The following is a 25,965-nucleotide window of genomic DNA, read 5'->3' as shown; positions in this document are numbered from 1 at the left end:
ACGCCGCGCTCCGGTGGCACGCGGCCTCAGCGACCGCGCGCCACCGGGCGGTCGGCCTCGCTGCACCATTCGCTCCAGGAACCGGGATACAGGGCGGACCCCCGAAAACCGGCCAATTCCATCGCAAAAATATTGTGGCAAGCCGTAATGCCCGAACCGCACTGATGCACGATGCCGTGATCCAGGCGGCCGCCTAGCAAGGTCTCGAATTCCTGGCGCAAGCGGGCGGGCGATTTGAACCGCCCATCGGCTTCCACATTCAGCATGAAAGGCCGGTTCAGGGCGCCTGGGATATGGCCGCCCACCGGATCGATCGGTTCGACTTCGCCGCTGAAGCGTTCGGGCGCCCGGGCATCCAAAACGGTAAAGCGCGGCTCGTCCAGATTCGCCAGCACCGCCCGCGCATCCACCAAAGGCATCGACGCCTGGCCCGACGGCGCCAGCCCCTGCAAGGCCTGAGCTTCGCTGACAGACGCCTCCCGCGCACCGGTCTCGACTGCGCCGCCTGCGGCCTGCCAGGCCGCCCAGCCGCCATCCAGCACCGCCACAGATTCGTGGCCCAGCCAGCGCAGCATCCACCACAGATGCGCGGCAAACATGCTGTTGCCCGCATCGTAGACGACGACGTCCGAGCGCGCCGTCAGGCCCTGGGCGCGCAACAGGGCGGCAAAATCAGCCCGGTCCGGCAGAGGGTGGCGGCCATTGCGGCCCGAGCGCAGCGCGCACAATTGCGTTTCATGATCCAGATAAAGGGCGCCCGGCACGTGTCCTGCTTCGTAGGCGCGGCGACCCGCATGGTGATCCGACAGATCATGGCGCACGTCGAACACGAGACAACCCGGACGGCGCAGGCGTTCTTGCAAGGCCTCGGCCTGAATCAATAAGTCGATCATGATGGATTTACCTCCTTGGTCTGCGAACCCCCCGCCGGCGAACCCCCGCGATCATGCAGGGTGCGGGAATCCGTATGCGTACGCCATACCGACAGCAAGCCGGAGCCGATGATCAGGGCCATACCGGCCCAGGCCAGCGGCGCTGGTCGATCTCCCCAGAACAGCATGCCAATCAGTGCGGCAAAGATGATGGTGGTGTACTGCAGGGCAGCCGTCAACAGGGTAGACCCCAGCCCGAAGGCGCGGGTCATGGTGAGCTGCCCCACCAACCCGACCAAGCCCAGCCCCGTCAGGGCCAGCAATGCGAGCGGGTCGCTGGTGCGCCAGCCCTGGATGCTGATGCCGACCAGGCCGCTGAGACACACGCCAAGGGAAAACAACAGCACCGTGCGCCATTCCGGTTCGCCGATCCGGCCCAGTTGACGGATCTGCATCATGGCAACGGCAGCCAGTCCGCCACCGCACAGCCCTAACAACGCCGCCAGCCATTGATCGCGTTCCACACTGGGGCGCAGGACCCCCAGCACGCCCAGAAAACCGGCCAGCACAGCCAGCACGCGCACCGGGTCGCGCTGCGCGCCGCCAAAAAACAGCAGCCAGCCGGCGATGAACAGGGGAGCGGTGTAGTTCAGACTGACCGCCGTCGCCAGGGCCAGATGCGACAGGGCGAAAAACCCCATCCACATGGATACGATGCCGCTGACATTGCGCCAGATGTGCGGACGCCAGCAGGTGGGGCGCAGGGTACGGCGCGTAGAATACGCCCAGAAAGACAGCAGCAGGACGGAAGGAATACCGCGAAACAGCACGACTTCCGGCAAAGTAGCGCCCAGATCGGCGGCAACCTTGACGAAGGCCCCCATCATGGCGAACATCGCACAGGCTAGCAACATCCATAAGGACTGCATGTTTGTCACCACAACAGGATACAGTTCTCAAAGCCGATACTATACACTTTGGGCACACCAAACCCGACTCTCGGAGCCGTCTTTCCCATGAAGCGCATTATCCTGTTTCTCGCGACCAATATGGCCGTCATGCTGGTGCTCAGCATCACCATGAACCTGCTGGGCGTTGGCCGCTACCTGACAGCCAACGGCATCAACCCGGCTCAGTTGCTGGTCTTTGCCGCCGTCATCGGCTTCGGCGGGTCTTTCATTTCTCTGTTGATGAGCAAATGGATGGCCAAAACCAGCACGGGCGCCCAGGTCATCAACCCACAGGCGCCGCGCAACGCCCGCGAAGCCTGGCTGGTCGATACCGTGCATCAATTGGCTGACCGGGCCGGTATCGGTCGCCCCGAGGTCGCCATCTACGAAGGCGCCCCCAATGCCTTCGCCACCGGCGCCTTTCGCAATGATTCCCTGGTGGCAGTGTCCACCGGCCTGTTGTCGTCCATGACCGAAGAAGAAGTCACCGCCGTCCTGGGACACGAAGTCGCGCACGTCGCCAATGGCGACATGGTCACGCTGACCTTGATCCAGGGCGTCGTCAACACCTTCGTGATCTTTCTGTCGCGCCTGGTAGGCTATTTCATCGACCGCGCCATCCTGAAAAACGAGCGTGGCGTGGGCATGGGCTATTACGCCAGCGTTTTTGTCTGTGAAATCCTGTTCGGGGTGATCGCTTCGATCATCGTGGCCTGGTTCTCCCGCCGACGCGAATTCCGGGCGGATGCGGGCGCCGCCCACCTGATGGGCGCCCGCGAACCCATGATCCGCGCCCTCGCGCGGCTGGGCGGCGTCGAGGCCGGCGAACTGCCCAAATCCTTCCAGGCGGCGGGCATCGCCGGCGGCGCGTTGGGCGCCCTGTTCGCCTCGCATCCGCCCATCGAACAGCGCATCGAGGCCCTGCGCCGCCAGCAGGGCTAAGCGCCTATGAAAGAACTCCAGGTCATTGTCGCCTTCAGCGGTTTCATCGCTCTGCTGCTATGGGGTGTGCACATGGTGCAAACCGGCGTACAGCGAGCCTTCGGCAAGAACCTGGGGCTCTGGATGGGGCGGGCCATGGGATCCCTGCCCCGCGCCTTTGGCACCGGCCTGCTCGTCACGGCGGCCATCCAGAGCAGCACCGCCACCGGTTTGATGATCGCCGGTTTCGCGATGGACGGCCTGGTCTCCCTGACGCCGGGCCTGGCCGCCATGCTGGGGGCCAACGTCGGTACGACCCTGATCGTGCAGGCGCTATCCTTCAACCCGACGATGCTGGCGCCCGGCCTGATCCTGATCGGCGTCTGGATGTTCCGCCACTACGAACCGGGCCGCACCCGGGATCTGGGACGAGCCTTCATCGGCCTGGGCCTGCTGCTGCTGTCCCTGCACGAACTGGTCAATATGTTCGAGCCGCTGAAAAGCGCGCCCATGCTGGGCACGGCGCTCGACGCCCTGGGCGATGCCCCGGTGCTGGCGCTGCTGGCCAGCACGGCGCTGACCTGGGCATCCCATTCCAGTGTGGCGGTCGTGGTGCTGATCATGTCGCTGGCGCACCATGGCCTGGCCGATCCGGCCCTGGCCTACACCCTGGTGCTGGGCGCCAATCTGGGTACCGCCATCAACCCGGTGCTGGAAGGCGGTCGCGACGACAACCCGGCCTCCCGCCGCCTGCCGATGGGCAATCTGGGCACCCGGATCATCGGCTGCCTGCTGGGCATGGCCCTGCTGCCCTGGGCGCCCGACATCATGCAAACACTAGGCAGCGACCCCGCCCACGAAGTCGCCAATTTCCACCTGATCTTCAATCTGATCGTGGCCGCCTGCTTCATGCCGGTGCTGCGGCCCTACGCCCGCCTGCTGCAGCGATTGATGCCGCAACGCAGCAATCCCGACGATCCCGCCCGCCCCCGCTACCTGGACGAATCCGCCCGCGAAGTGCCGGCGGTAGCCCTGGGCCAGGTCGCCCGAGAAGCCCTGCGCCTGACGGACCTGCTACGTGAATCCCTGCAGTTGACGCAACGCGCCCTGCTACAGGACGACACCCAGGCCATCGGTCGCGCCCGCTACCTGAATGGCGTCATTGGCGAACTGGACCAGTCCGTCACCACCTACCTGGCCACCATGGACCAGGAAAGCCTCAGCCCCGATGACGAGCAGTACCTGAAAGCCATTCTGACTTTTTCCATGAACATATCCCATGCCGCCAGCGTCTCGGGGATGGGGCTGCTGGGCCACGCCAGCCGCTTGCATAAAAAGCACTGGGTGCTGGGTGCCGAACAAAAAGCCGAGCTGAGCGACACGCTGGACCGCCTGCAGAACAATCTGCGTCAGGCGGCATCCCTGTTTGTCTCCGGTGACCGCCAGGTGGCGCGCAATCTGGCGTTTGAAAAAGAATACTTCCGCACCCTGGAGGCCAAGGCCGCCGATCGCCACCTGGAACGGATCAAGACCGGGCGGATCGATGTGGCCGACGTCGGCGCCTTTTATCTGGAAGTCCTGCGCGATACGGGCGGCGTCAACGCCTACCTGGTCAACGCCGCCGCCTACCCGATTCTGGCGCGCCACGGCGAACTGCTGCCCAACCGCTTGCGCGAGACGGACTGATCGTCAGCGATCACCGCGCGGGGCGCATCCGTCAGTGCGCTTCGCCCCAATCGTGGCCTACGCCAACCTCGGCCACCAGCGGCACGGCCAGATCGGCCACCCCCGCCATCAGTTCAGGCACGCGCTGCCGCAGGATATCGACTTCGTCGGGCGTCGCATCGAACACCAGTTCGTCATGCACCTGCATGACCATCAGACTGCGCAGGTTTTCAGCCGACATCCAATCCTGCACCTGGACCATGGCCTTCTTGATCAGATCGGCTGCCGTGCCTTGCATGGGCGCATTGATGGCGGCGCGCTCGGCGGCAGCGGCCCGGGGCCCCTTGGCGCCGGCCAGATCAGGAAAATACAGGCGCCGGCCAAAGACGGTTTCCACATAGCCCTGTTCCCGCGCCTGGCGGCGGATGCGGTCCATGTATTCAGCCACCCCAGGGTAGCGCATGAAATAGCGGTCGATGTAGGATTTGGCTGCCGCCCGCGTAATCCCCAGGTTGGAAGCCAGGCCGAATTCCCCCATGCCGTAGATCAGGCCGAAATTGATGGCCTTGGCCGCCCGGCGATGTTCGGCATCGACCTGATCGGGGGCCACGCCGAACACCTCGGCAGCCGTGGCGCGGTGAATATCCTGACCTTCGGCAAAGGCCCGGCACAGATTGGCATCCCCCGACACATGGGCCATGACGCGCAATTCGATTTGCGAATAGTCCGCCGACACGACACTACCCAGACTGGACACAAAGGCCGAGCGCACGCGCCTGCCCTCGGCCGTGCGCACCGGAATATTCTGCAGATTCGGATCGGACGAGGCCAAACGCCCGGTAATGACGGCAGCCTGGGCGTAGCGCGTATGCACCCGCCCGGTGCGCGGGTCGATCATGCGCGGCAATTTGTCGGTATAGGTGGACTTCAGTTTGGCGATGCCCCGATAGTCCAGCAGCAGGCGGGGCAAAGGATAATCCGCCGCCAGCCGCGTCAGGACGTCTTCGTCCGTGGACGGCGCGCCGCCGGCGGTCTTGCGCAGCACCGGCAACTGCATCTGCGTGAACAGGATCTCGCCCAGTTGCTTGGGTGAATTCAGATTGAAGGGCTGGCCCGCCAGCTCATGCGCCTGGGTTTCCAGCGCAATCATCTGTTGCCCCAGTTCGTGGCTTTGCTTGGCCAGCACCTGGGCATCGATGGCCACGCCATTGCGCTCGATGCGCGTCAGGACATCGGACGTGCGGATTTCCAGTTCGTAGGTGCGCAGCAAGCCGGGTTCGGCCTGCACCTGCGGCAACAGCACCTGGTGCAGCCGCAGCGTAAAGTCGGCGTCTTCGGCGGCGTAATACGCGGCGCGTTCCAGGTCGACCTCGTCAAAACCGATCTGACGGGCGCCCTTGCCGCACAGATCTTCGTAGGTCGTACCCGTCACACCCAGCCACTGGATGCACAGGTCCTGCAGATTGACCCGGCGATGTGACTGCAGCACATAAGCCTGCAGCATGGTGTCATGCTGCACGCCACGCAGGGTCAGTCCTTCGTTGGCGAACACATGTGCATCATATTTGGCATGGTGCAGCAGTTTGGGGGCCGCCGAATCCTCGATCCAGGGACGCAGTTGTTCCAGCACCCAGGCGCGGTCCAGCTGATCCGGTGTGCCGGGCGCCCGATGCCCGACCGGGATATACGCGGCATGGCCGGGTTCAATCGCCACCGACAGGCCGACCAGGCGCGCCGCCATGGGATCCAGGCTGGTGGTCTCCGTATCCAGGGCGACCAGCGGCGCGGCCCGCAGTTTGCTCATCCACCGGGCGAAATGATCCTGATCCAGAATGGTTTCGTAATTCAGCCGAGCGGGCGCCTGGGGCATGGCTGCCGGCTGCGCCGCCCGCGCGTCCTGCTGCGGAATGCGATCGGGTTCGCCCGTTATTTCGCGCAGCCAGGTCCGGAACCCGTAGGTTTCGTACAAGCGCGTCAGGGTCGCCTGATCCGGCGCTCGCAGCGCCATATTGGCGACCGCGTAATCGGGCGGCAAGGCGCAATCCAGCCTGATCGTCAGTAAATCGCGAGTCAGCGGGAAACGCGCCACGGCGTCGCGCAGATTGGCGCCCGCCACGCCTTTGATCTGGTCCGCCTGCGCCACCAGCGCGTCGAGGCTGCCGTATTCATTCAGCCACTTGGCGGCGGTCTTGGGGCCGACCTTGTCCACCCCCGGCACATTGTCCACCGTATCGCCCGTCAGCATCAGATAGTCGATGATGCGCTCGGGCGGCACACCGAACTTATGAATCACGCCGTCCCGGTCCTGGCGCTCGCCGGACATGGTGTTGATCAGTTCGACTTGATCGTTCACCAATTGGGCCAGATCCTTGTCCCCGGTCGAAATAATGGTATAAAAGTCGCTTTCGCTCGCCTGCAGCGCCAGTGTGCCGATGACATCGTCGGCCTCGACGCCGGGTTCCACGATCACGGTCCAGCCCAGCGCTGCCGCGGCCTCGTGAATGGCAGGGATCTGCGCGCGCAGGTCTTCCGGCATGGACGGTCGGTTGGCTTTGTATTGCGGGTACATCTGTTCCCGAAACGAGCCTCCCGGCGCGTCGAACACGCAGGCGCCATACTGCGCCGTATCCTTGTAATCGGCCATCAGCCTTCGTAACATGGAGATGACGCCATACAAGGCCCCCGTGGGTTCGCCCTGCGCATTGCGCAAATCCGGCATCGCGTGAAAGGCGCGATACAGATAGCTGGACCCATCGACAAGCAACAAGGTTTTTTTCATGATAGACAACAAGACAAAACGACTTTCGGCGGAACAACAGATTCCCACGATTATTGCAGAGATGCGCGCCGCCGCCGCCGCCTTCCAGAAAATCGGGCTGGGCGTCAGTGTTTTCGGCAGCGCCCGTATCGCGCGCGGCCACCCCTTCTATGAACTGGGCCAGGAAATCGGCGCCCGCATCGCGCAACTGGGCGTGCCGGTGATCGCCGGCGGCGGGCCGGGCCTGATGGAAGCCGCCAACCGGGGCGCCTTCGAAGCCGGCGGGCGCAGCATCGGGCTCAACATCCGCCTGCCCAGGGAAAATTCCGACAACTCCTACCAGACCGACAGCCTGCACTTCGAATATTTCAATTCGCGCAAGGCCTCGTTCTTCATGCACAGCCTGGCCTATGTGGTGCTGCCCGGCGGTTTTGGCACCCTGGACGAACTATTCGAAGCCATCACGCTGGTGCAAACCCTGAAGCAACCGCCCGCCCCCATCATCCTGATCGGCACGGCATTCTGGAGCGGCCTGATCGACTGGGTCCGCGACCAAATGGTCGCGAACGGCACCGTCAGTCCTTATGACGTCGATCTGATCACGGTCACCGACGACCTGGACGAGGTCATCCGCCAGATCCAAAGCGCGGTCCAGATCGAACCCACCCGAGAACCCGCCCTGCCGGAATAAGCCCCCATATACGGGTAATGCTTGATGCAGCCGGGTTGCGACCTGAGTTAACATCACGCCTTGTTACCGCCGGGCGATACGCTCTTTGCGTCCGGCTCCACAGGAGACCTTCCGATGAAAACGACTCTGATTGGCGCTGCGCTATTGATCGCAACGGGGTTCATGCCTGCCGCCAGCTTTGCAGCCAACGCCCAGGAACTGAAAATCGCCACCGAAGCAGGCTACCCGCCATTCGAATACCGCAACCCGAACGGCCAGCTCGAAGGCTTCGACATCGACATCGGCAATGAACTGTGCAAACGCCTGCAACGCCAGTGCGTCTGGATCGATCAGTCCTTCGACAGCCTGATCCCCGGCCTGAAGGCGCGCAAATTCGATTTGGCCAATTCCACCATGACAGCCACCGAAGCCCGTAAGAAAGTCATCGACTTTTCCACGCCGATGTACATCGTGCCGGTCAAGCTCATGGTTAAAAAGGGCAGCGGTCTGGAACCCACCGCTGAATCCCTGAAGGGCAAGCGCGTGGGCGTGCAACAAGGCACGACCATGGAAACCTACGCCCGCAAATACTGGGCGCCCAAGGGCGTCAACGTGGTGTCCTATCCCAGCTACACCAATGCCTACGTGGATGTGACCGCAGGTCGTCTGGACGCCACCTTCCAGGAAGCCCAAAGCGCAGTCGAAGGCTTTCTCAGCAAACCCGAAGGCGCGGACTACGAACTGGCGCAGATGACGCTGGACGATCCGATCCTGAACGACCCCATCGCCATGGGCCTGCGTCAGGGCAATCCGCTGAAAGCGGACGTCGACAAGACGCTGAAGGCCATGCTGGCCGACGGCACCATCCAGGGCTTCGCCAAAAAATATTTCGCCGAAGGCCTGATCCAATTTCCCGCCCAATAATCCAGCCTGCGGCCATGCCGCATGCTGCAACCGCCCGGACGGCCCGCCAGGCCACGCTTGACCGGGCGGTCCTTATTTTTGGCTGTCTTCCATGTTTCTGAACGGCTACGGACCCCTGCTGCTGGCGGGGACCTGGGTCACCATCCAGTTGGCTCTGCTGTCCCTGCTGGTCGCCCTGGCCCTGGGGCTGCTGGGCGCCTGGGCCAAACTTTCGACATCCTGGAGCGCCCGCGCTCTGGCCACGGCCTATACGACCCTGATCCGCGGCGTGCCCGATCTGGTGCTGATGCTGCTGATCTTCTTCAGCCTGCAGATCTATCTGAATTCCCTGACCGACCTGCTGGGCCTGGAGTACATCGATATCGACCCCTTCGGCGCCGGCGTGCTGACTCTGGGTTTCATCTACGGCGCCTATTTCGCTGAAACCTTTCGTGGCGCTTTCATGTCGGTCCCGCACGGTCAGATGGAAGCCGCCACGGCCTACGGCATGCGTGAATTTCAGGTGTTTCGCCGCGTGCTGTTTCCACAGATGATGCGCCACGCCCTGCCCGGCATCGGCAACAACTGGCAGGTGCTGCTGAAGTCCACGGCCCTGGTTTCTCTGATCGGCCTGTCCGATCTGGTCAAGGTCGCCCAGGACGCGGGCAACGTGACCTTTCGGGTGTTCCTGTTCATCAGCCTGACCGGGCTGATCTACCTGGCGCTGACCACGGTCTCCAACGGAGTGCTGTACTGGCTGAATAAACGCTATACAGTGGGCGTACGCCAGGTGTCGCTATGATCGATGTCCTGGAGCAATTCTGGCAGGCCTACCTGTACACCAGCAACGGCAGCCTCTCGGGCATGGTCGTCACCCTGTGGCTGCTGGTGCTGTCGGTCTCGATGGGTTTTTTCATCTCCATCTTCCTGGCCGTGGCCAGAGTATCGTCGCGCCGCTGGCTGTCGATTCCGCTCTGGACGTTCAGCTACGTCTTCCGGGGCACACCGCTATATGTGCAGATCCTGTTCATCTACGCCGGCATCTACAGCCTGGATTTCGTCAAGGACACCCCCAGCCTGGCGACCTTCTTCCAAAACGGCTTTAACTGTCTGGTCGTGGCGCTGACCCTGAATACCGTAGCCTACACCACGGAAATCTTCGCCGGGGCGATCCGCGCCACCAGCGCCGGTGAAATCGAGGCGGCCCGCGCCTTCGGCATGACGCGCTTTGCGCTATACCGCCGGGTGATTCTGCCCTCGGCGCTGCGCCGCGCGCTGCCGGCCTACAGCAACGAAGTCATCCTGATGCTGCACGCCACGTCCCTGGCCTTCACCGCCACGGTGCCTGATATTCTGAAAGTAGCGCGCGACGCCAATTCCGCCACTTACCAGACCTTTCCTTCGTACGGGATCGCCGCCCTGCTTTATCTGGCGCTCTCTTTCGCCCTGATCGGGCTGTTCCGCTGGTACGAACGCCGTACACTGGCCTATCTGGGCCCTTATCGCTAACACCTATGTCCAAACTCGACGTACTCAATATTCACAAGCGCTACGGCGACAACGAGGTCCTGAAGGGCGTCTCCCTGCAAGCCAACGCCGGCGACGTGATCTGCATCCTGGGGTCCAGCGGCTCGGGAAAATCCACCTTCCTGCGCTGCATCAACTTCCTGGAAAAGCCCAATCAGGGCTCGGTGTCGCTGAACGGCGAACTGCTGAAGATCGTGCACGACAAGCACGGGGAACCGCACGCCGCCGACCTGGACCAGCTGCGCCGCCTGCGCTCGAAGCTGGCGATGGTGTTCCAGCACTTCAACCTGTGGGCGCACATGAATGTCCTGGGCAACGTGATCGAGGCGCCCATTCAAGTGCTCAAGCTCAGCCGCGCCGAAGCCACCGAACGCGCCCGCCACTATCTGGCCAAGGTCGGCCTGGACCCAAAGGTCGAAACCCAGTATCCGTCCTCCCTGTCCGGCGGCCAGCAGCAGCGCGTGGCGATCGCCCGCGCGCTGGCCATGGAACCGGAAGTCATGCTGTTTGACGAACCCACGTCCGCCCTGGACCCGGAACTGGTGGGCGAAGTCCTGAAAGTCATGCAGAAACTGGCCGAGGAAGGCCGCACCATGCTGGTCGTGACGCACGAAATGGGATTTGCCCGCAACCTGGCATCCCAGGTGATGTTCCTGCACCAGGGCGTGGCGGAAGAAACCGGCGCGCCGACGGATATCTTCGACAATCCCCAAAGCCCCCGGCTGAGACAGTTCCTGTCGGGCAATTTGAAATAAGCCTGCTCCGGCAGGCCTTTTGCCCGCAGGAATGTTCTAAAGCCTGCGCCGCATCAGCCGGTGCTCGATCCCGGCATCCAGGTAGGTCTCGCCTTCTTCCACAAAACCGTGGCGGGCATAGAAAGGCCGGGCTTGCAGTTGGGCGGACAGAACGACTTCAGTATCGCCGCGCAGACGGGCGGCGTCCATCAAGGCGGTCAACAACAAGGACCCTGCTCCAGTCCCGCGTGCCGCTCGGCGCACCGCCATGCGACCGATATGCCCATCGGGCAGCAGACGTCCGGTACCGATGGCGGCGCCCGAGGCATCGTAGGCAATGGCGTGCAGACACTGGGCGTCCAGGGGATCCAGTTCTTCTTCCAGCGGCACCTGTTGTTCCTGCACGAAGACTTCCAGACGAATGCGACCGGCTTCGGCGCCCAGGGCATCCCAACTGCCTGTCACGACACGGCGGCTTTCCTGCGGTGCCTGCGCGGCGGTTGGTGGCTGGGCGGCAGCGTCCAAAGCAAAATCCAGCACTTCGGGCAACCAGTCGGCAAAATCCGAGATGCCGTGGTCGCTGCCGTCGATGATGCGTTGTCGGCTACCCGCAAAGCGGGCCTGCATGTCCCGCCAGTCCAGGACTTCGTCGCCGGTCGCGGCCAGCAGGAAATAGCGTTCCGGGTGTGTCAGGGCGACGATATCGGCCTCGGCCTGGGCTAGTTCATCCACATACTCCGGTAAAAACTCGAAGGGTTTGTCGCCATGAAAGGTGCGGTGCGATCCCACCTGGGTCGCCAGGTCGCGCGCAGCATGCACGACAGGATTGAGCAGCACGGCGCGACAGCCCAGGCGTTCCGCCAGCCAGGTGGCGTAGAACCCCCCCAGCGATGAGCCGATGACGGTCAAGCGACTGAGCCCCTGCGCCGATCCCTCGGGCTGACCGGTCTGGGCAGCATCCAGCAGATCCCGGGCCTGGCGCAAAGCCAGTTGCAGCGCCTCCGCCGGGCTGGCCGGCAACTGCGGGCAGCGCCATGCCGATGCCAGGCCGCGCTCGGCCAGCGCCGCCGCCATCAAGCTCGATTTGAAGGACTCGGGAGAAGAACGAAATCCGTGCAGATAGAGAATCATGACATCCAGGAAAAATCTTTGTCCAAGCGCCCCGCAGGGTCCTGCGGCTCATTTTAAGCGGCCTGAGTCAAAACACGCCGACTCGCGGTAAGAAGTAAGATGCTCCATCGTGGCCCACTCAGGCAGCCATCGTGATGATCTATGAGCACCTTAGCGAATTCTTCTTCCCGCCCCCTGCAGGGCGCCTTGCTGGTCCTGGGGGCCGGCATCCTGTGGGGAACGACCGGCACGGCGCAAAGCTTTTCCGCCGATGCGCTATCTCCGTATTGGGTGGGCGCCTTGCGGCTGCTGGTGGCGGCCCTCTTCTTTCTGGTCTATGCCGGCTTGCTGAGCGGGCCGGCCAGCCTGGGTCGGCAACTGAGCGAGCTGGACTGGCGGCGCGCCATCGGGGCGGGCGCCTGCATGGCGGCCTACAACCTGACCTTCTTTGCCGGCGTCAAGGCCACGGGCGTTGCCATCGGCACGGCCTTGGCCCTGGGCAGCGGCCCCATCTGGGCGGGCTTGCTGCAGTTGGCCTGCGGCGCGCGCCCCAGCGCCGGTTGGTGGCTGGGTACGCTGCTGGCGGTCGCCGGCGGCATGCTGCTGGTCCTGGGACGCAGCAACGACGTGCGGTCCGATCCCCTGGGCATCGCCCTATGTCTGGCGGCAGGCCTGTCCTATGCCGTCTACGCTCTGCTCAACAAACAACTGGTGCATCGCTCGACGCCGGCCATCACCACGCTGGGCGTATTCCTGGTGGGCGCGGCGCTGGCGCTGCCCGCGGCAGGCCTCTGGGCGGGGCCGCTGCAGATCACGGTATCCGGCTGGCTGGTCGTCGGCTTTCTGGGGATCGCTTCCACTGGCATCGCCTATCTGCTGTTCAGCACGGGCTTGCGCAGCATCAGCGCGGCCAGCGGCGTGTCGCTGGCCCTGATGGAACCTGTCACGGCCTTTTTGCTGGCCATTCTGGTGGTGGGCGAACGCCCCGGCCTGCTGGCCTACGCCGGTCTGGGCGCGCTGCTGGCCGGCCTGGCCATCGTGATTCGCACCGAAACCCGCTGACACTGATCTGCAGGACGTCCACATAGCGCAAACCCCGCCAGCAAGGGCGGGGTTTGCGTGTGTCCGGCAAAGCCGGACAGATCAGAAGCGAAATCGATCAGGCCGATTCGCGCATGCTGCGACGGCGCTCATGTTCCTGCAGATAACGCTTGCGCAGACGAATCGATTTGGGCGTGACTTCGACCAGTTCGTCATCGGCGATGAATTCCACCGCGTATTCCAGGTTCAAAGCGATAGGCGGCACCAAGTCGATATGCTCGTCCTTGCCCGAAGCCCGCACGTTGGTCAGCTTCTTTTCCTTGATAGGATTGACGACCAGATCGTTGTCGCGGGAATGGATGCCGATGATCATGCCTTCGTAGACCGGATCCTGCGGCGACACGAACATGCGACCGCGTTCCTGCAGCTTCCACAGCGCATAGGCCACCGCGGTGCCGTCATCCTGGCTGATCAGCACGCCGTTGCGACGCTCGCCCACGCCGCCTTCGCGCACCGGGGCATAGTCGTCGAAAATGTGGCTCATCAGGCCCGTGCCGCGCGTCAGGGTCATGAATTCACCCTGGAAGCCGATCAGGCCACGCGCCGGGATACGATATTCCAGGCGAGTGCGACCGCGCCCATCGGGCTGCATGTCCTGCAGATCGCCCTTGCGGCGACCCAGCTCTTCCATGATCCCTCCCTGATGCGAGTCTTCCACGTCCACCGTCAGCAGTTCGTAGGGCTCGCACTTCACGCCGTCCACTTCCTTGAACATGACGCGGGGCCGCGACACGGCCAGCTCGTAGCCTTCGCGGCGCATGTTCTCCAGCAGGATGGTCAGGTGCAGTTCGCCCCGCCCGCAGACTTCGAACACGGTATCGTCATCGGTGTCGTTGACACGCAAAGCGACGTTGGACTTCAGTTCGCGATCCAGGCGGTCGCGCAACTGACGGCTGGTGACGAACTTGCCCTCGCGCCCGGCCAGGGGCGAGGTATTCACCATGAAGTTCATGGTCAGGGTAGGCTCGTCGATGCGCAGCATGGGCAGGGCTTCGGGCGTATTCGGATCCATCAGCGTGCAGCCGATGCCAATATCCTCGATACCGTTGATCAGCACGATGTCGCCGGCCTCGGCCTGGTCCACCAGCACGCGATCCAGACCCTGGAATTTCAGCACCTGATTCACGCGGCCCTTGATGGAGTCGCCTTCCGGGCCGAACTTCACGACCACATCCTGGCCGGAGTGCAGGCGACCGCGATTGATCCGGCCCACGCCGATCTTACCGACGTAGCTGCTGTAATCCAGGGAAATGACCTGCAATTGCAGCGGGCCTTCAGCATCGTCCTCGCGCTGCGGCACATACTGCAAGATCGCATCGAACAAGGGGCGCATGGTGCCCGAGCGCACATCGTCGGTCAGGCCGGCATAGCCGGACAAGCCCGAGGCATAGATCACCGGGAAATCCAGTTGCTCTTCGGTAGCGCCCAGCTTGTCGAACAGATCGAAGGTCGCATTGACCACGTAATCCGGACGGGCGCCCGGACGATCGACCTTGTTGACCACGACGATGGGCTTCAGACCCAAGGCCAGCGCCTTGCGCGTCACGAAACGAGTCTGCGGCATGGGGCCTTCGACGGCATCCACCAGCAGCAACACGCCATCCACCATGGACAGCACGCGCTCGACCTCGCCGCCGAAATCCGCGTGGCCCGGGGTGTCGATGATGTTGATATGCGTGCCTTCGTATTCGACGGCGCAGTTCTTGGCCAGAATGGTGATGCCGCGCTCACGCTCGATGTCGCCGGAATCCATCACTCGTTCGGACACCTGCTGGTTGTCTCGGAAGGTGCCGGACTGCCGCAGCAGCTGGTCGACAAGAGTGGTCTTGCCATGGTCCACGTGGGCGATGATCGCCACGTTACGCAAAGCTCGCTTCATAGGATGATTTCCTCGGTAGAAACACTTGCCGGGCGCAGTCCGTCAGGCAAGGCGTGTAAAGGGATGAGCGCCGACTGCGGCGCCGTCATGGCCTGTAGGGCTTCCAGCCCGATGGCCTGTTCGATCGCGAAGGGGCCGACGGCGGTGCGCCGCAGGGCCGATAGATGCCCCAGGCATCCCAGGCGGCGCCCGATGTCCTGGGCCAGCGTGCGCACATAGGTGCCCTTGCTGCAGTGCACGCGCAGGCGGGCTGAAGCGCCGTCGCAAGACAGCACATCCAGCGCATGGATGGTGATACGCCGGGGCGGTCGTTCCAGCACGATGCCCTGCCGGGCATATTCATACAAAGGCTTGCCATCGCGCTTCAGGGCCGAGACCATGGGCGGAATCTGTTCGATTTCCCCGCGAAATGCCGGCAGCACGGATTCCAGCTGATCCGCCGTGATGGCGGGCACGGTCTCGGCCGTCGCCACAATATGGCCGGTCAGGTCGCCGCTGTCGGTTTCCTCGCCGAAGGCGATCGTGGCCTCGTAGACTTTATCGGCTTCCAGCATGGCGCCGGAAATTTTCGTCGCGCGGCCAAAGCAGCAGATCAGCAAACCCGTGGCGAACGGGTCCAGCGTACCGGTATGCCCCGCCTTGCGGGCATCCACGGTCCGTTTGGCGCGTTGCAGCGCATGATTACTGGAGAGGCCCTCGGGTTTGTCCAACAACAGGACACCGTCGAGCATCTGCCCGCGTCGGGAAGCCATCGTTCAATCCGTTCAGATGAGTGACGACCGCCCTGTCAGGGCTGGCCGTCCGGGTCTTCGAGTTCGGGAATTTCCGATACGCCCGCCTGGGGACGATTGGCCCGATCGATGAGTTGGGTCAGTTCTATGCCGCGCGCCAACTGCACATCGTGCACAAAGCGCAGCGTCGGAACCGTATGAATATGCAGCATCTTGAAGAGCTGCGAATGCAGCCAGCCGGCCTTGTCGTTCAAGGCTTGCGCCGCCACGACCGGTTCAGCGCCCAGTACGGTGAAATAGACTTTGGCATGAGCGTAATCCGCCGACAGATCCACCCCGGTCAGGGTGATCAGGCCGGCCCGCGCCACGTCGAGTTCGCGCTGCACCAGCGCCGCCAGATCCTGCTGGATCTGGTCGGCCAGGCGCATATTGCGGCCGGGGTTCGGTTTGGATTTATGACGACCCATGATTCCATGCCGCGCCATTACAGCGTGCGGGCGATTTCCTTGATTTCAAAGACTTCGAGCTGATCCCCGATCTGAATATCGTTGTTGCCCCGCAGCGTGATCCCGCAATCGAAGCCGGATTTGACTTCCTTGACGTCGTCCTTGAAGCGGCGCAGGGATTCCAGCGTGCCGGTCCACTGCACCACGTGATTGCGCAGCAGACGCACCTGGGAATCGCGCTTGACCAGACCTTCGAGCACCATGCAGCCGGCGATATTGCCGATCTTGGAGACCGAGAAGATTTCGCGGATCTCGACCATGCCGATGACTTCTTCGCGCTTTTCCGGCGCCAGCATGCCCGACAGCGCGTTTTTCACATCATCAATGGCGTCATAGATGATGTTGTAGTAGCGCAGGTCGATCTCATTGGATTCCGCCAATTTTTTGGCAGACTGATCCGCACGGACGTTAAAGCCGATGACGACCGCACCCGAGGCGATCGCCAGGTTGACGTCGCTTTCGGAAATACCGCCCACGGCCGCATGCACGACCTGCACACGGACTTCGTCGGTGGACAGTTTCAGCAGGGACTGTACCAGAGCTTCCTGGGAACCCTGCACGTCGGTCTTGACGATCAGGGACAGCGTGCGGACACCCTCGCCCAGATTGTCGAACATGGATTCCAGTTTCGCTGCCTGCTGGCGCGCCAGTTTGACGTCGCGGAACTTGCCCTGACGGAACAGCGCGATTTCACGCGCCTTGCGTTCGTCGGTCAGGACCAGGACCTCGTCGCCCGCAGCCGGCACATCGGCCAGACCTTGAATTTCAACCGGAGTGGAGGGGCCGGCTTCCTGGGTAGGCTTGCCGGTATCGTTCAGCATGGCGCGAACCTTGCCGAACGCCACCCCCGCCAGCACGGCGTCGCCGCGATGCAAAGTGCCGCTTTGGACCAGAATCGTCGCCACCGGGCCGCGGCCCTTGTCCAGACGGGCTTCGATGACGATGCCCTTGGCGGGCGCGTCGACCGGCGCCTTCAATTCCAGCACTTCGGCCTGCAGCAGCACGTTTTCCAGCAGCTCGTCGATGCCCTGGCCGGTCTTGGCCGACACCGGGATGAACGGCACGTCGCCACCGTATTCTTCGGGGACGACTTGTTCGGCCACCAGTTCTTGCTTGACGCGTTCCGGATTGGCTTCGGGCTTGTCGACCTTGTTGATGGCCACGACCAGCGGCACGTTAGCGGCCTTGGCGTGGTGGATGGCCTCGCGCGTTTGCGGCATGACGCCGTCATCGGCGGCGACCACCAGAATCACGATATCAGTCGCCTGCGCGCCCCGGGCGCGCATGGCCGTAAAGGCTTCGTGACCCGGAGTATCCAGGAAGGCGACCACGCCGCGATCGGTCTTGACGCTGTAGGCGCCGATGTGCTGCGTGATGCCGCCGGCCTCGCCCGTCGCGACCTTGGTGCGGCGGATGTAGTCCAGCAAAGAGGTCTTGCCGTGGTCGACGTGACCCATGACGGTCACGACCGGCGCGCGAGGCAGAGCTTCGGCTTCGGCGGCTTCCGTATCGGCCAGGAAGGCTTCCGGATCGTCCAGCTTGGCGGCAATCGCCTGGTGGCCGAGTTCTTCGACCACGATCATGGCGGTTTCCTGATCCAGGATCTGGTTGATCGTCACCATTTGGCCCAGCTTCATCAATTGCTTGATGACCTCGGCGGCCTTGACGGACATCTTGTGCGCCAGATCGGCCACGGAAATGGTTTCCGGGACGTGCACTTCGCGAGCGATGAATTCGACGGGCTGCTGTTCCTGGCGATGATCGGCCTGACGGCGGCCTCCCTGACGGCGTCCGCCCTTGCCACCAGCGCGGCCCTTGCCGCCGGCACGCCAGGCTTCCTGACCGGAACCTGCCGACAGGGTATCCGCCTTGGACGGCTTCTTGCGGCCATCATTGGACCAGGTGGACGACACATCGGCGGTCTTGATGACCTTTTTGCCTTCGGTTTCCTTTTTCGGAGTGCCCTTGCCAGCCGGCTTGTGCAGCGTCTTGGTGGCGGACTCTTCGGGTTCGGCAGCGCGCAGGACCTTGCGCGGCTGACGCATCATTTCGCGCAGCGCAGCGGCTTCGGCCTCGGCAGCCTTGCGCGCCTGCTCCCGTTCGGAATCAGCGGGCGCGCGGCGCGCCTTGCCCGGCGTCGCAGCAGGGGCCGCCACCGGGGCGGAGGACGCCTCGGCGCGCGGCGCAGCAGCGCGCGGGGCTTCGGGTTCGGGCTGCACTGCAGGTGCAGATTCAGCAGACGTCTCGGCAGGCACCACCTGCGGCTCGACGACAGGGGTTTCGCTCACGATGTCCTGCTTGGATTCAGTAGAGGGGGCTTCGGGCGCAGCCGCCGCGGGAACATCCGCAGCTACGGCAGGCGCCGATGTGGTGTCAGGCGCAGGTTCGGACGCAGCCGGCGCTTCCGCCGGAGCCGCTGCGGGCTCTGCCGCCTGCGGTGCGACAGCTTTCTCGACGACCGGCGCCGGCGCCGGCGCGGTCGGCGCATCGACGGGCGGCGCCGTTTCGACTACAGCCGGTTCCTGGGCAGTCGATTCGTCTGCCTGAACGACCTCGGCGCGAGCGGCGTCCAGCAATTCTGAGCGATCGCGCTTGACCAGCACGCGCTTTTTGCGGACTTCGACCTGAATGGTGCGCGAACGCCCGGAGCTATCCGCCTGATGGATTTCAGACGTCTTGCGACGCGTCAGCACGACCTTTTTGCCCGAATCCGAGCCGTGGGAGCGCCGCAGCGATTCCAGCAAGGCGCTTTTGTCCGCCTCGGTCACGTCAGCATTCACCGAATCGAGTTGGACGCCAGCCGAGCGGAAATGATCCAGCAGGACGTTGGCGGGCATATTCAGTTCTTCGGCGAATTGGGCGACGGTGTTACTCGGCATTCGACTCTCTCTTTAACTACGTTAAGGGGCTATGGGGAACGATGCGACGAGGAATATCAGGCCTCGTCGTCCTCGAACCAGTGAGCCCGCGCCTGCATGATCATGTCGCTGGCGGTTTCCTCGGGCAAGCCGGTCAATTCGGCCAGCTCGTCGGCCGCCAGCTCGGCCAGATCATCCAGGGTGGTGATGTTGTTCTCGGCCAATTTGGCCACCAGAGCGGCATCCATGCCCTGGATTTCCAGCAGATCCCGGGCCGTCTGCACACGTTCTTCCTGGGCGATGGCTTCGGTCAACAAGGCATTGCGCGCTCGCGTGCGCAATTCATTGACGGTTTCCTCGTCGAAGGCCTCGATGTCCAGCAGTTCCTGCAGGGGCACATAGGCGACTTCTTCCAGACCCGTGAAGCCCTCGTCGATCAGGATGTCGGCGACTTCCTCGTCCACGTCCAGCTTGGTGATGAAGGCATGACGCAGGGTCGAGCGTTCTTCGTCCTGACGGTTCTGGCTTTCTTCCGGCGTCATGATGTTGATCTGCCAGCCGGTCAGTTCGGATGCCAGACGAACGTTCTGTCCACGGGCGCCGATGGCCTTGGGCAGGTTTTCCTCGTCCACGACGACGTCCATGGCGTGCTTGTCTTCGTCGACCAGAATCGATTCGACATGCGCCGGCGCCAACGCGCCGATGACGAATTCAGCCGGATCATCCGCCCACAGCACGATATCGACTTGTTCGCCGCCCAGCTCGTTGCGTACTGCCGTCACGCGGGAACCCCGCATGCCGACGCAGGTGCCGATCGGATCAATTCGCTTATCGTACGCCACCACGGCGATCTTGGCACGTACGCCAGGATCGCGGGCAGCCGCCTTGATTTCGAGCAGACCCTGTTCGATTTCAGGCACTTCGTTGTCGAACAGCTCACGAATGAAGTCGGACGCAGTGCGCGACAGAATCACCTGCTGGCCGCGCGCGGCGTGATCAATTTTCAGGACCCAGGCGCGCACGCGATCGCCAGCGCGGATGTTTTCCTTGGGGATCATTTCGGAACGCGGCAGGCGCGCTTCGACTTTGCCGATCTCGATGATGGCATCGCCCTTATCGAGACGCTTCACCGTACCGGAAACGATGGATTCACCGCGATCCAGGAAATCGTTCAGCACCTGCTCGCGTTCTGCATCGCGAATTTTCTGCAAAATGGCCTGCTTGGCCGCCTGCGCGCCGATCCGCCCGAATTCGATGGGTTCCAGGGGCTCTTCGATGTATTCGCCGACTTCGATGCCCGGCACGATATCCTGGGCATCGGTGTAGAGTTCCTGGGCATCGGGTTCCTGCAGGCCGGCCTCGTCAGGCACCACCAACCAGCGGCGAAAGCCTTCGTGTTCGCCGGTCTGGCGATCGATGGCCACGCGAATGTCCACTTCTTCCTTGAAGCGCTTTTTCATGGCGGAAGCCAGCGCGCTTTCAAGGGCGCCGAACACCACATCACGCTCGACGTTTTTTTCACGCGCCAGGGCGTCGACCAATAGAAGAATTTCGCGACTCATCGCTTCTTACCTTTGAAATCGAGAACAGGATCCAGGCGCGCCCGGTCCACATCGTCAAAAGAAAATGGCAGCGTCTGCGGCTTGCCCGCCTGGTCTTCGTATTCCAGACTGAACGCGGGCGATTCGTCGCCCGACACACGCAGCACACCGGTAAAGACCTTGCGGGATTCCACCGCCTCGCGCAAGCGCAATTCGACGCGCTGATCGGCAAAACGGACATAATCCGCCAGACGGCGCAATGGCCTATCCACCCCCGGGGAGCTGACCTCAAGACGCTGATAGTCGATGTTATCGACCTCGAACGCATGCGACAGCTGGCGCGATACTTGTTCGCAGTCTTCGATGCGCACCCCTTCGGGACGGTCGATCACCACACGCAAAACCCCCAGGGGCGCGCGTTCCACGTCGACCAATTCCACATCGAAACCCAGCAGGGCCTGCTGGGTGACTGCAAAGATATCTGCCATAAATTCCAAAAAAAAGGGGCTGTCCCGCAGCCCTCTGTTGGCCTTAAGGACCAGCCTTAAGGTATTTCAGGAACCGCCGAAAACCTGCTTGAACTGCCCGACACACACCCTGAAAAAGGCGCGGCACCAAGCAAAGCAGGTTTCCGGTCGACACAACACCAAGGTGCTGTAAAGCCTTAGATTATAACAGCATTTCGCTGTTTATATAAGGCTTATCGGCATTTGCTTACATCAAGATCTCAACGTCCGCGCCCGACGCGCGCCAACTGGGACTCATGCGCATGCGCGCCCTGGGGCTGATGCTCGCTACCCCCCTGGCGACGCGGCTTGGCGGGGCGTCGATTCTGCTTTTGCGCCGCCTGCCGGGCGGGTTTCGCCGACCTGGCCGGCGGAGCATCCCCCGCCGGGCGCGCGCGAGGGGCTTTCGGTTCACGCGCCGGCTGCTGGCCGTCAGCCTGGAATTTAGCCGGCTTGCCTGACTTGCCCGCCCTGCCGCCACGCGCACCGCCCCCCGTCTTGGCGGACGAGGACTTGTGGTGCGGTTTGGGACCCGAGTGCTGCTTGCCGCCATCCGGATGGCCATTCGCCAGGCCGCCGCTGATCAGCAAACCCGTGGTAAAGGGATCGATCGCGGATTTGCGGCCGCCGGCCACGCGACCACGGCGATTCAGACGGGCGCCGTTCTGGCCGTTCTGGCCCGGCGTGCCAAAGCCGGGCGGCAAGGCGCTGGCATGCGACAGCGGCTGGCGTTCCGCCTGATCATCCGCATCGTCTCCCCCGTCCCGGATCAAGCCCAGCTGCACCATCAAGGCGCCGACCAGCTGTTCATCGATTTCGTCCCAACGACCACGCCGCAGATTGCTAGGCAAAATGACTTCGCCAAAACGCGTGCGGATCAAGCGACTGACCGTCACGCCGGCTGCCTGGAACATGCGCCGGACTTCGCGGTTGCGGCCCTCGGACAAGGTCACCCGGTACCAGCGGTTGCTGCCTTCGCCCCCGATGTATTCCAGAGAATTGAATTGCGCCTGACCGTCTTCCAGCTGAATGCCGGTGGTCAATTCCGCCTGCTTTTCATCCGTCAATTCCCCCAGTACTCGCACTGCGTATTCGCGCTCGGCGCCATAGCGGGGGTGGGACAAGCGATTGGCCAATTCGCCCGACGTGGTCAGGATCAACAGCCCTTCGGTATTGAGATCCAGACGCCCCACCGACAGCCATTTTCCGCTACGGATACGCGGCAGCCGCGCAAAGACCGTGGCCCGCCCCTCGGGATCGTCGTGGCTGACGATTTCGCCGGCGGGTTTGTGATAGAGAATCACACGCGGCAGCTTGCCGGCTCTGGGGCGCGACACCAGACGACCATTGACGCGCACCTTGTCATTGGGGCCGACACGTTGCCCCACATGGGCCGGTTCGCCATTGACGGACACCCGCCCGGCGACGATCAGGTCTTCCATGTCGCGCCGCGATCCGATGCCGGCTTCGGCCAGGACCTTGTGCAGCTTGGGCATCAGCGCATCGCTGTTCAGGTAGCGGTCCAGGCGCTGTCGGGTCTGATGACTGTCGCCCAGATAGGACAAGGCGCGGTCGGCTTCTTCCGCCGTCCCTGCATCCACGACCGGCGCCTGATCCGCTGCGGCTTCTGCGGTTTGGGCATCCCCGCGGCGACGGCGAAACGGCGTACGCAGCTTGCGGCCCCCACGCGAACGGCCCGAGGCGCCCTTGCCTTCCTGGCCGACAGCCGGCGGCTGCGCCTGGTCCTGGTTCGGGGCGTGCGATGTCGTGTCGTGTTCTGCTGTCATGGGGTTCGGTGACTCCTTCACAAAATTCTAATCATGGTGATGATGCTTCAGGCGCCTGCTGCGCCTCGTCCGGCTTGGGATCATCCGCATCCGGTTCCAATTCCGCCTGGCTGTCAGCGCCTGACGCGGTCAGCGCCAGCGTTTCCAAGGCCTGGACGGAATCATCGGCATCCAGTTCAGGCAATTCGTCCAGCGCCCGTAAGCCCAGGTCATCGAGAAAGCGCCGCGTGGTGCCCAGCAAGGCGGGGCGACCGGGCGCATCCCGATAACCCAGCACTTCGATCCAGCCCCGGTCTTCCAGGGTGCGAATGATTTGCGCAGACACCGTGACGCCACGAATATCCTCGATATCCCCCCGCGTCACGGGCTGGCGCCAGGCGATGATGGCCAGGGTTTCCAGCACGGCACGAGAATATCGGGGCGGTTTTTCGGGGTTCAGGCGCCCCAGGTAACGCTGCATATCAGGACGGCTTTGGAAGCGCCAGCCGCTGGACAATTGCACCAGCTCCAGGCCCCTATCCTGCCAATCCAACTGCAATGCAGCCAGGTGGCGCCGGATGTCGTCCCCGGAAATCGTGTCTTCGAACAGATTGCGCAACTGAGCCATGGGCAAGGGCGCATCCGTACATAACAAAGCGGTTTCTAATACCCGCAGGACTTCCGTTTCCGTCATTTTATCGTGAACTCCGAAGGTTTGCTTGCATTATTTTCGCAGACTATGCTATAGTTATGTTCTTCAGACGCGGGATGGAGCAGTCTGGTAGCTCGTCGGGCTCATAACCCGAAGGTCATAGGTTCAAATCCTATTCCCGCAACCAGTTTAGAGATGGGCCGGTAATCACAGATTGCCGGCCCATTTTCGTTTCTGCGCACCCCTCTGGCCTGTCATCATATAGATGAACGGCGCAACGCGGGTTTCCATGCCTGCCCACAGATCGCAAGAAACAGAGTTCTTGCGATCCCATTCCGGTCTAAGCTGATATGACAGCAATACCCCGGAATCTCGCCATGAGCACTCACACTTCCCCAGCGCCGCACACGGCCCCGGCGACCACTGACTCCCGGTCCGATCGCGCCCGGAGCAGCCGCGCGGCAGCCAAGCGCGCCGACCTGGTGGCGCGAGCCTGCCGCCTGATCGAATCGTCAGACACCGCGCCGTCCCTGGATACGCTGGCGGCCCAGGCCGCCATGAGCCCCTTTCATTTCCACCGGGTCTTCAAGTCCGAAACTGGTCTGACGCCCAAGGCCTATGCGACAGCTTACCGCGCACGCAGGCTGCAACAGGAATTGAATACCGCCGACGGAACCGTGACCGATGCGATCTATGAGGCGGGCTTTCAATCCAGCAGCCGCTTCTACGAAACATCCCGGCAAGTGCTGGGCATGCGCGCCAAGGAATACCGGGCCGGCGGCACAGGCGCCGTGATCCACTTCGCGGTGGGGCAGTCCTCCTTGGGCGCCATTTTGGTGGCGCAAAGCCAGCGCGGCATCTGCGCCATTCTGTTGGGCGACAACCCGGACCGTCTGGTGCGTGACCTGCAGGATCAGTTTCCCAAAGCGGAACTGATCGGCGCAGACCCGGGGTTCGAGCAACTAGTCGCGCAGGTCGTGGGTTTCATCGAAGCGCCGGGCATCGGCCTGAATCTGCCGCTGGACGTGCGCGGCACGGCGTTCCAGCAGCGAGTCTGGCAGGCGCTGCGCGACATCCCGCCGGGAAAGACGGCAAGCTACGCCGACATCGCCGCACGCATCGGCGCCCCCACCGCCGCCCGGGCAGTCGCCCAGGCTTGTGCCGCCAATGCGCTGGCGGTCGCGATCCCCTGTCATCGCGTCGTACGACGCGATGGGGGCCTTTCGGGCTATCGTTGGGGGGTGGCGCGCAAGCGCGAACTGCTGCAGCGCGAAGCCCAGATGGATAGGACAGACGCCGCGCAGGCGCTGCCTTAAAAAAAGAACCAGCCGGGACGTCACCCGACATCAAGACGATGTCCGCAGCAAGCATCCCGGCGGTTCGGGGCTCTCGAATGCTAGATTAAACTGAGCGCATTCTAATGTTTAACGGCAAAAAACCATTAAGTATTTGCGAACGGACATTCATCCATGATTTCAGACCCTGCCCCGCCCCCCACAGCCAGCCGGGCGGCGGGACGCGCGCCTATCATCCAGCGCAGCTATCTACGCCGCCTGCCCCGCCCGCTGTACGGTCATATCGACAGCCAGTCCAATATGATCATCCCTCGCCCGCATCAGCATGGCTGGGCCCAACTATCCTATGCAATCCAGGGACACCTGCAGGTCTGGACCTCTCAGGCCAGGTTTATCGCGTTGCCGCAGCGCGCCGTCTGGATTCCGCCGGGCATCCGCCACCAGGTGCGAGAATCGCAGCACACCGTCATCCGCAGCCTGTACATCGATAGCCCGACCCTGGGGGCGAACTGGCATGACTGCCGCGTGCTGGTCATCAATCCGCTGCTGCAGGAACTGATCCGCACCTTCAGCACCATCCCCATCGAATACGACGTCGACGGGCCGGATGGCCGCCTGGCCCAGGTCCTGGAAGATCAGATCGCCATCTGTCCCGAAGCCGGGCTGGTGTTGCCCTGGCCATCCGATAAACGCTTGCAGGCCCTGTGCCGCCAGTGGCATCAATACCCCAGCACCGCCCCTGGCCTGGCGCAATATGGCCGCCAGATCGGCCTATCTGAAAAAACCCTGACGCGCCTGTTCCAGCAACAGACCGGTCTGGGCTTTCGTTTGTGGCGCCAGAGGGCGCGCCTGGTGCATGCCCTGCCTCTGCTGGAACAGGGCGCCCGCGCCACTGACGTCGCGCTGGCATGCGGCTATGACAGCCTGTCCTCTTTCATTGCGGCCTTTCGCGAACACACCGGAGAGACCCCCAGGGAATTCTCGTTGCGCAGCCAACAGGACGAGGCCGGCAACTGATGC

Annotated in this window: 22 protein-coding genes, 1 tRNA gene and 1 pseudogene; 11 read left to right on the top strand and 13 right to left on the bottom strand. The window is 63.1% G+C overall.

Annotation, left to right across the window (positions count from 1 at the left end; translation table 11 throughout):
* Positions 1–26: 26 nt before the first annotated feature.
* Entirely contained in the window at positions 27–893 is an 867-nt protein-coding gene (locus WBF69_RS05620) for a sulfurtransferase (protein WP_424262072.1), read from the bottom strand.
* On the bottom strand, positions 890–1,801 hold the full coding sequence (locus tag WBF69_RS05615) for a DMT family transporter (protein WP_424262070.1): 912 nt from the start codon (positions 1,799–1,801) through the stop codon (positions 890–892). Before WBF69_RS05615 ends, WBF69_RS05620 begins: the two co-directional genes overlap by 4 nt.
* Positions 1,802–1,888: 87 nt before the next feature.
* Between WBF69_RS05615 and htpX the strand changes: the two genes are divergently transcribed.
* Positions 1,889–2,764: a protease HtpX gene (htpX, locus tag WBF69_RS05610; RefSeq protein WP_424262068.1), complete on the top strand. Its 876-nt coding sequence runs from the start codon at positions 1,889–1,891 to the stop codon at positions 2,762–2,764.
* Positions 2,765–2,770: 6 nt separating this feature from the next.
* Positions 2,771–4,429 (top strand): Na/Pi cotransporter family protein, encoded by a 1,659-nt coding sequence (locus WBF69_RS05605; RefSeq protein WP_424262066.1) that lies wholly within the window; start codon positions 2,771–2,773, stop codon positions 4,427–4,429.
* A gap of 31 nt (positions 4,430–4,460) precedes the next feature.
* Here WBF69_RS05605 and polA read toward each other — a convergent pair whose 3' ends face one another.
* Entirely contained in the window at positions 4,461–7,187 is a 2,727-nt protein-coding gene (gene polA, locus WBF69_RS05600) for a DNA polymerase I (RefSeq protein ID WP_424262064.1), read from the bottom strand.
* Here polA and WBF69_RS05595 point away from each other — a divergent pair.
* The 5 genes from WBF69_RS05595 to WBF69_RS05575 all read left to right on the top strand — a co-directional run bounded on the left by WBF69_RS05595 (position 7,186) and on the right by WBF69_RS05575 (position 11,021).
* On the top strand, positions 7,186–7,857 hold the full coding sequence (locus WBF69_RS05595) for a TIGR00730 family Rossman fold protein (protein WP_424262062.1): 672 nt from the start codon (positions 7,186–7,188) through the stop codon (positions 7,855–7,857). The two genes, polA and WBF69_RS05595, sit on opposite strands and share 2 nt — an antisense overlap.
* A gap of 114 nt (positions 7,858–7,971) precedes the next feature.
* Positions 7,972–8,760 carry a transporter substrate-binding domain-containing protein gene (locus tag WBF69_RS05590; protein ID WP_424262060.1) on the top strand — a complete coding sequence of 263 codons (789 nt, stop codon included), beginning with the start codon at positions 7,972–7,974 and terminating at the stop codon, positions 8,758–8,760.
* 91 nt (positions 8,761–8,851) lie between these two features.
* Positions 8,852–9,541 carry an ABC transporter permease gene (locus WBF69_RS05585; RefSeq protein WP_424262058.1) on the top strand — a complete coding sequence of 230 codons (690 nt, stop codon included), beginning with the start codon at positions 8,852–8,854 and terminating at the stop codon, positions 9,539–9,541.
* On the top strand, positions 9,538–10,248 hold the full coding sequence (gene hisM, locus WBF69_RS05580; protein WP_424262056.1) for a histidine ABC transporter permease HisM: 711 nt from the start codon (positions 9,538–9,540) through the stop codon (positions 10,246–10,248). Before WBF69_RS05585 ends, hisM begins: the two co-directional genes overlap by 4 nt.
* Before the next feature lie 5 nt (positions 10,249–10,253).
* A complete protein-coding gene (locus WBF69_RS05575) occupies positions 10,254–11,021 on the top strand; it encodes an ABC transporter ATP-binding protein (protein WP_424262054.1) in 768 nt (255 codons plus the stop codon).
* 36 nt (positions 11,022–11,057) lie between these two features.
* On the opposite strand, the gene WBF69_RS05570 is transcribed toward WBF69_RS05575, so the two are convergent.
* Entirely contained in the window at positions 11,058–11,390 is a 333-nt protein-coding gene (locus tag WBF69_RS05570) for a GNAT family N-acetyltransferase (RefSeq protein WP_424262172.1), read from the bottom strand.
* Positions 11,391–11,522: 132 nt separating this feature from the next.
* Positions 11,523–12,131: pseudogene (locus WBF69_RS05565) on the bottom strand (YqiA/YcfP family alpha/beta fold hydrolase); the annotation flags it as partial.
* A 141-nt stretch (positions 12,132–12,272) separates the two neighbouring features.
* Here WBF69_RS05565 and WBF69_RS05560 point away from each other — a divergent pair.
* The gene (locus WBF69_RS05560; protein WP_424262053.1) at positions 12,273–13,172 is read left to right on the top strand and encodes a DMT family transporter; all 900 of its coding nucleotides are present in this window, start codon (positions 12,273–12,275) and stop codon (positions 13,170–13,172) included.
* Between the two features lie 97 nt (positions 13,173–13,269).
* Here WBF69_RS05560 and typA read toward each other — a convergent pair whose 3' ends face one another.
* The 8 genes from typA to scpB all read right to left on the bottom strand — a co-directional run bounded on the left by typA (position 13,270) and on the right by scpB (position 23,692).
* Positions 13,270–15,090 carry a translational GTPase TypA gene (typA, locus tag WBF69_RS05555; RefSeq protein ID WP_424262051.1) on the bottom strand — a complete coding sequence of 607 codons (1,821 nt, stop codon included), beginning with the start codon at positions 15,088–15,090 and terminating at the stop codon, positions 13,270–13,272.
* Positions 15,087–15,842: a tRNA pseudouridine(55) synthase TruB gene (gene truB / locus WBF69_RS05550; protein WP_424262049.1), complete on the bottom strand. Its 756-nt coding sequence runs from the start codon at positions 15,840–15,842 to the stop codon at positions 15,087–15,089. Before truB ends, typA begins: the two co-directional genes overlap by 4 nt.
* Before the next feature lie 35 nt (positions 15,843–15,877).
* Positions 15,878–16,288: a 30S ribosome-binding factor RbfA gene (gene rbfA, locus WBF69_RS05545; protein ID WP_424262047.1), complete on the bottom strand. Its 411-nt coding sequence runs from the start codon at positions 16,286–16,288 to the stop codon at positions 15,878–15,880.
* Between the two features lie 17 nt (positions 16,289–16,305).
* A complete protein-coding gene (gene infB / locus WBF69_RS05540; RefSeq protein WP_424262045.1) occupies positions 16,306–19,206 on the bottom strand; it encodes a translation initiation factor IF-2 in 2,901 nt (966 codons plus the stop codon).
* Between the two features lie 56 nt (positions 19,207–19,262).
* The gene (gene nusA / locus WBF69_RS05535; RefSeq protein ID WP_424262043.1) at positions 19,263–20,747 is read right to left on the bottom strand and encodes a transcription termination factor NusA; all 1,485 of its coding nucleotides are present in this window, start codon (positions 20,745–20,747) and stop codon (positions 19,263–19,265) included.
* Positions 20,744–21,214: a ribosome maturation factor RimP gene (gene rimP, locus WBF69_RS05530; RefSeq protein ID WP_424262041.1), complete on the bottom strand. Its 471-nt coding sequence runs from the start codon at positions 21,212–21,214 to the stop codon at positions 20,744–20,746. The genes nusA and rimP overlap by 4 nt, the downstream gene beginning before the upstream one ends.
* A 239-nt stretch (positions 21,215–21,453) precedes the next feature.
* Complete coding sequence (gene rluB, locus WBF69_RS05525) at positions 21,454–23,019, bottom strand: 23S rRNA pseudouridine(2605) synthase RluB (protein ID WP_424262039.1); 1,566 nt, start codon at positions 23,017–23,019, stop codon at positions 21,454–21,456.
* 31 nt (positions 23,020–23,050) lie between these two features.
* On the bottom strand, positions 23,051–23,692 hold the full coding sequence (gene scpB, locus WBF69_RS05520; RefSeq protein ID WP_424262037.1) for an SMC-Scp complex subunit ScpB: 642 nt from the start codon (positions 23,690–23,692) through the stop codon (positions 23,051–23,053).
* A 68-nt stretch (positions 23,693–23,760) separates the two neighbouring features.
* Between scpB and WBF69_RS05515 the strand changes: the two genes are divergently transcribed.
* The 3 genes from WBF69_RS05515 to WBF69_RS05505 all read left to right on the top strand — a co-directional run bounded on the left by WBF69_RS05515 (position 23,761) and on the right by WBF69_RS05505 (position 25,962).
* A tRNA-Met gene (locus WBF69_RS05515) sits at positions 23,761–23,837 on the top strand.
* Between the two features lie 190 nt (positions 23,838–24,027).
* Entirely contained in the window at positions 24,028–24,966 is a 939-nt protein-coding gene (gene ada / locus WBF69_RS05510) for a bifunctional DNA-binding transcriptional regulator/O6-methylguanine-DNA methyltransferase Ada (RefSeq protein WP_424262035.1), read from the top strand.
* Positions 24,967–25,119: 153 nt separating this feature from the next.
* Positions 25,120–25,962 (top strand): AraC family transcriptional regulator, encoded by an 843-nt coding sequence (locus WBF69_RS05505; RefSeq protein ID WP_424262033.1) that lies wholly within the window; start codon positions 25,120–25,122, stop codon positions 25,960–25,962.
* Positions 25,963–25,965: the final 3 nt, after the last annotated feature.

This window comes from Castellaniella sp., assembly GCF_049673105.1.
Lineage (GTDB): Bacteria > Pseudomonadota > Gammaproteobacteria > Burkholderiales > Burkholderiaceae_B > Castellaniella.
Note: the sequence above shows the minus strand (reverse complement) of the source record. Positions and strands in the feature narration are given on the sequence as shown.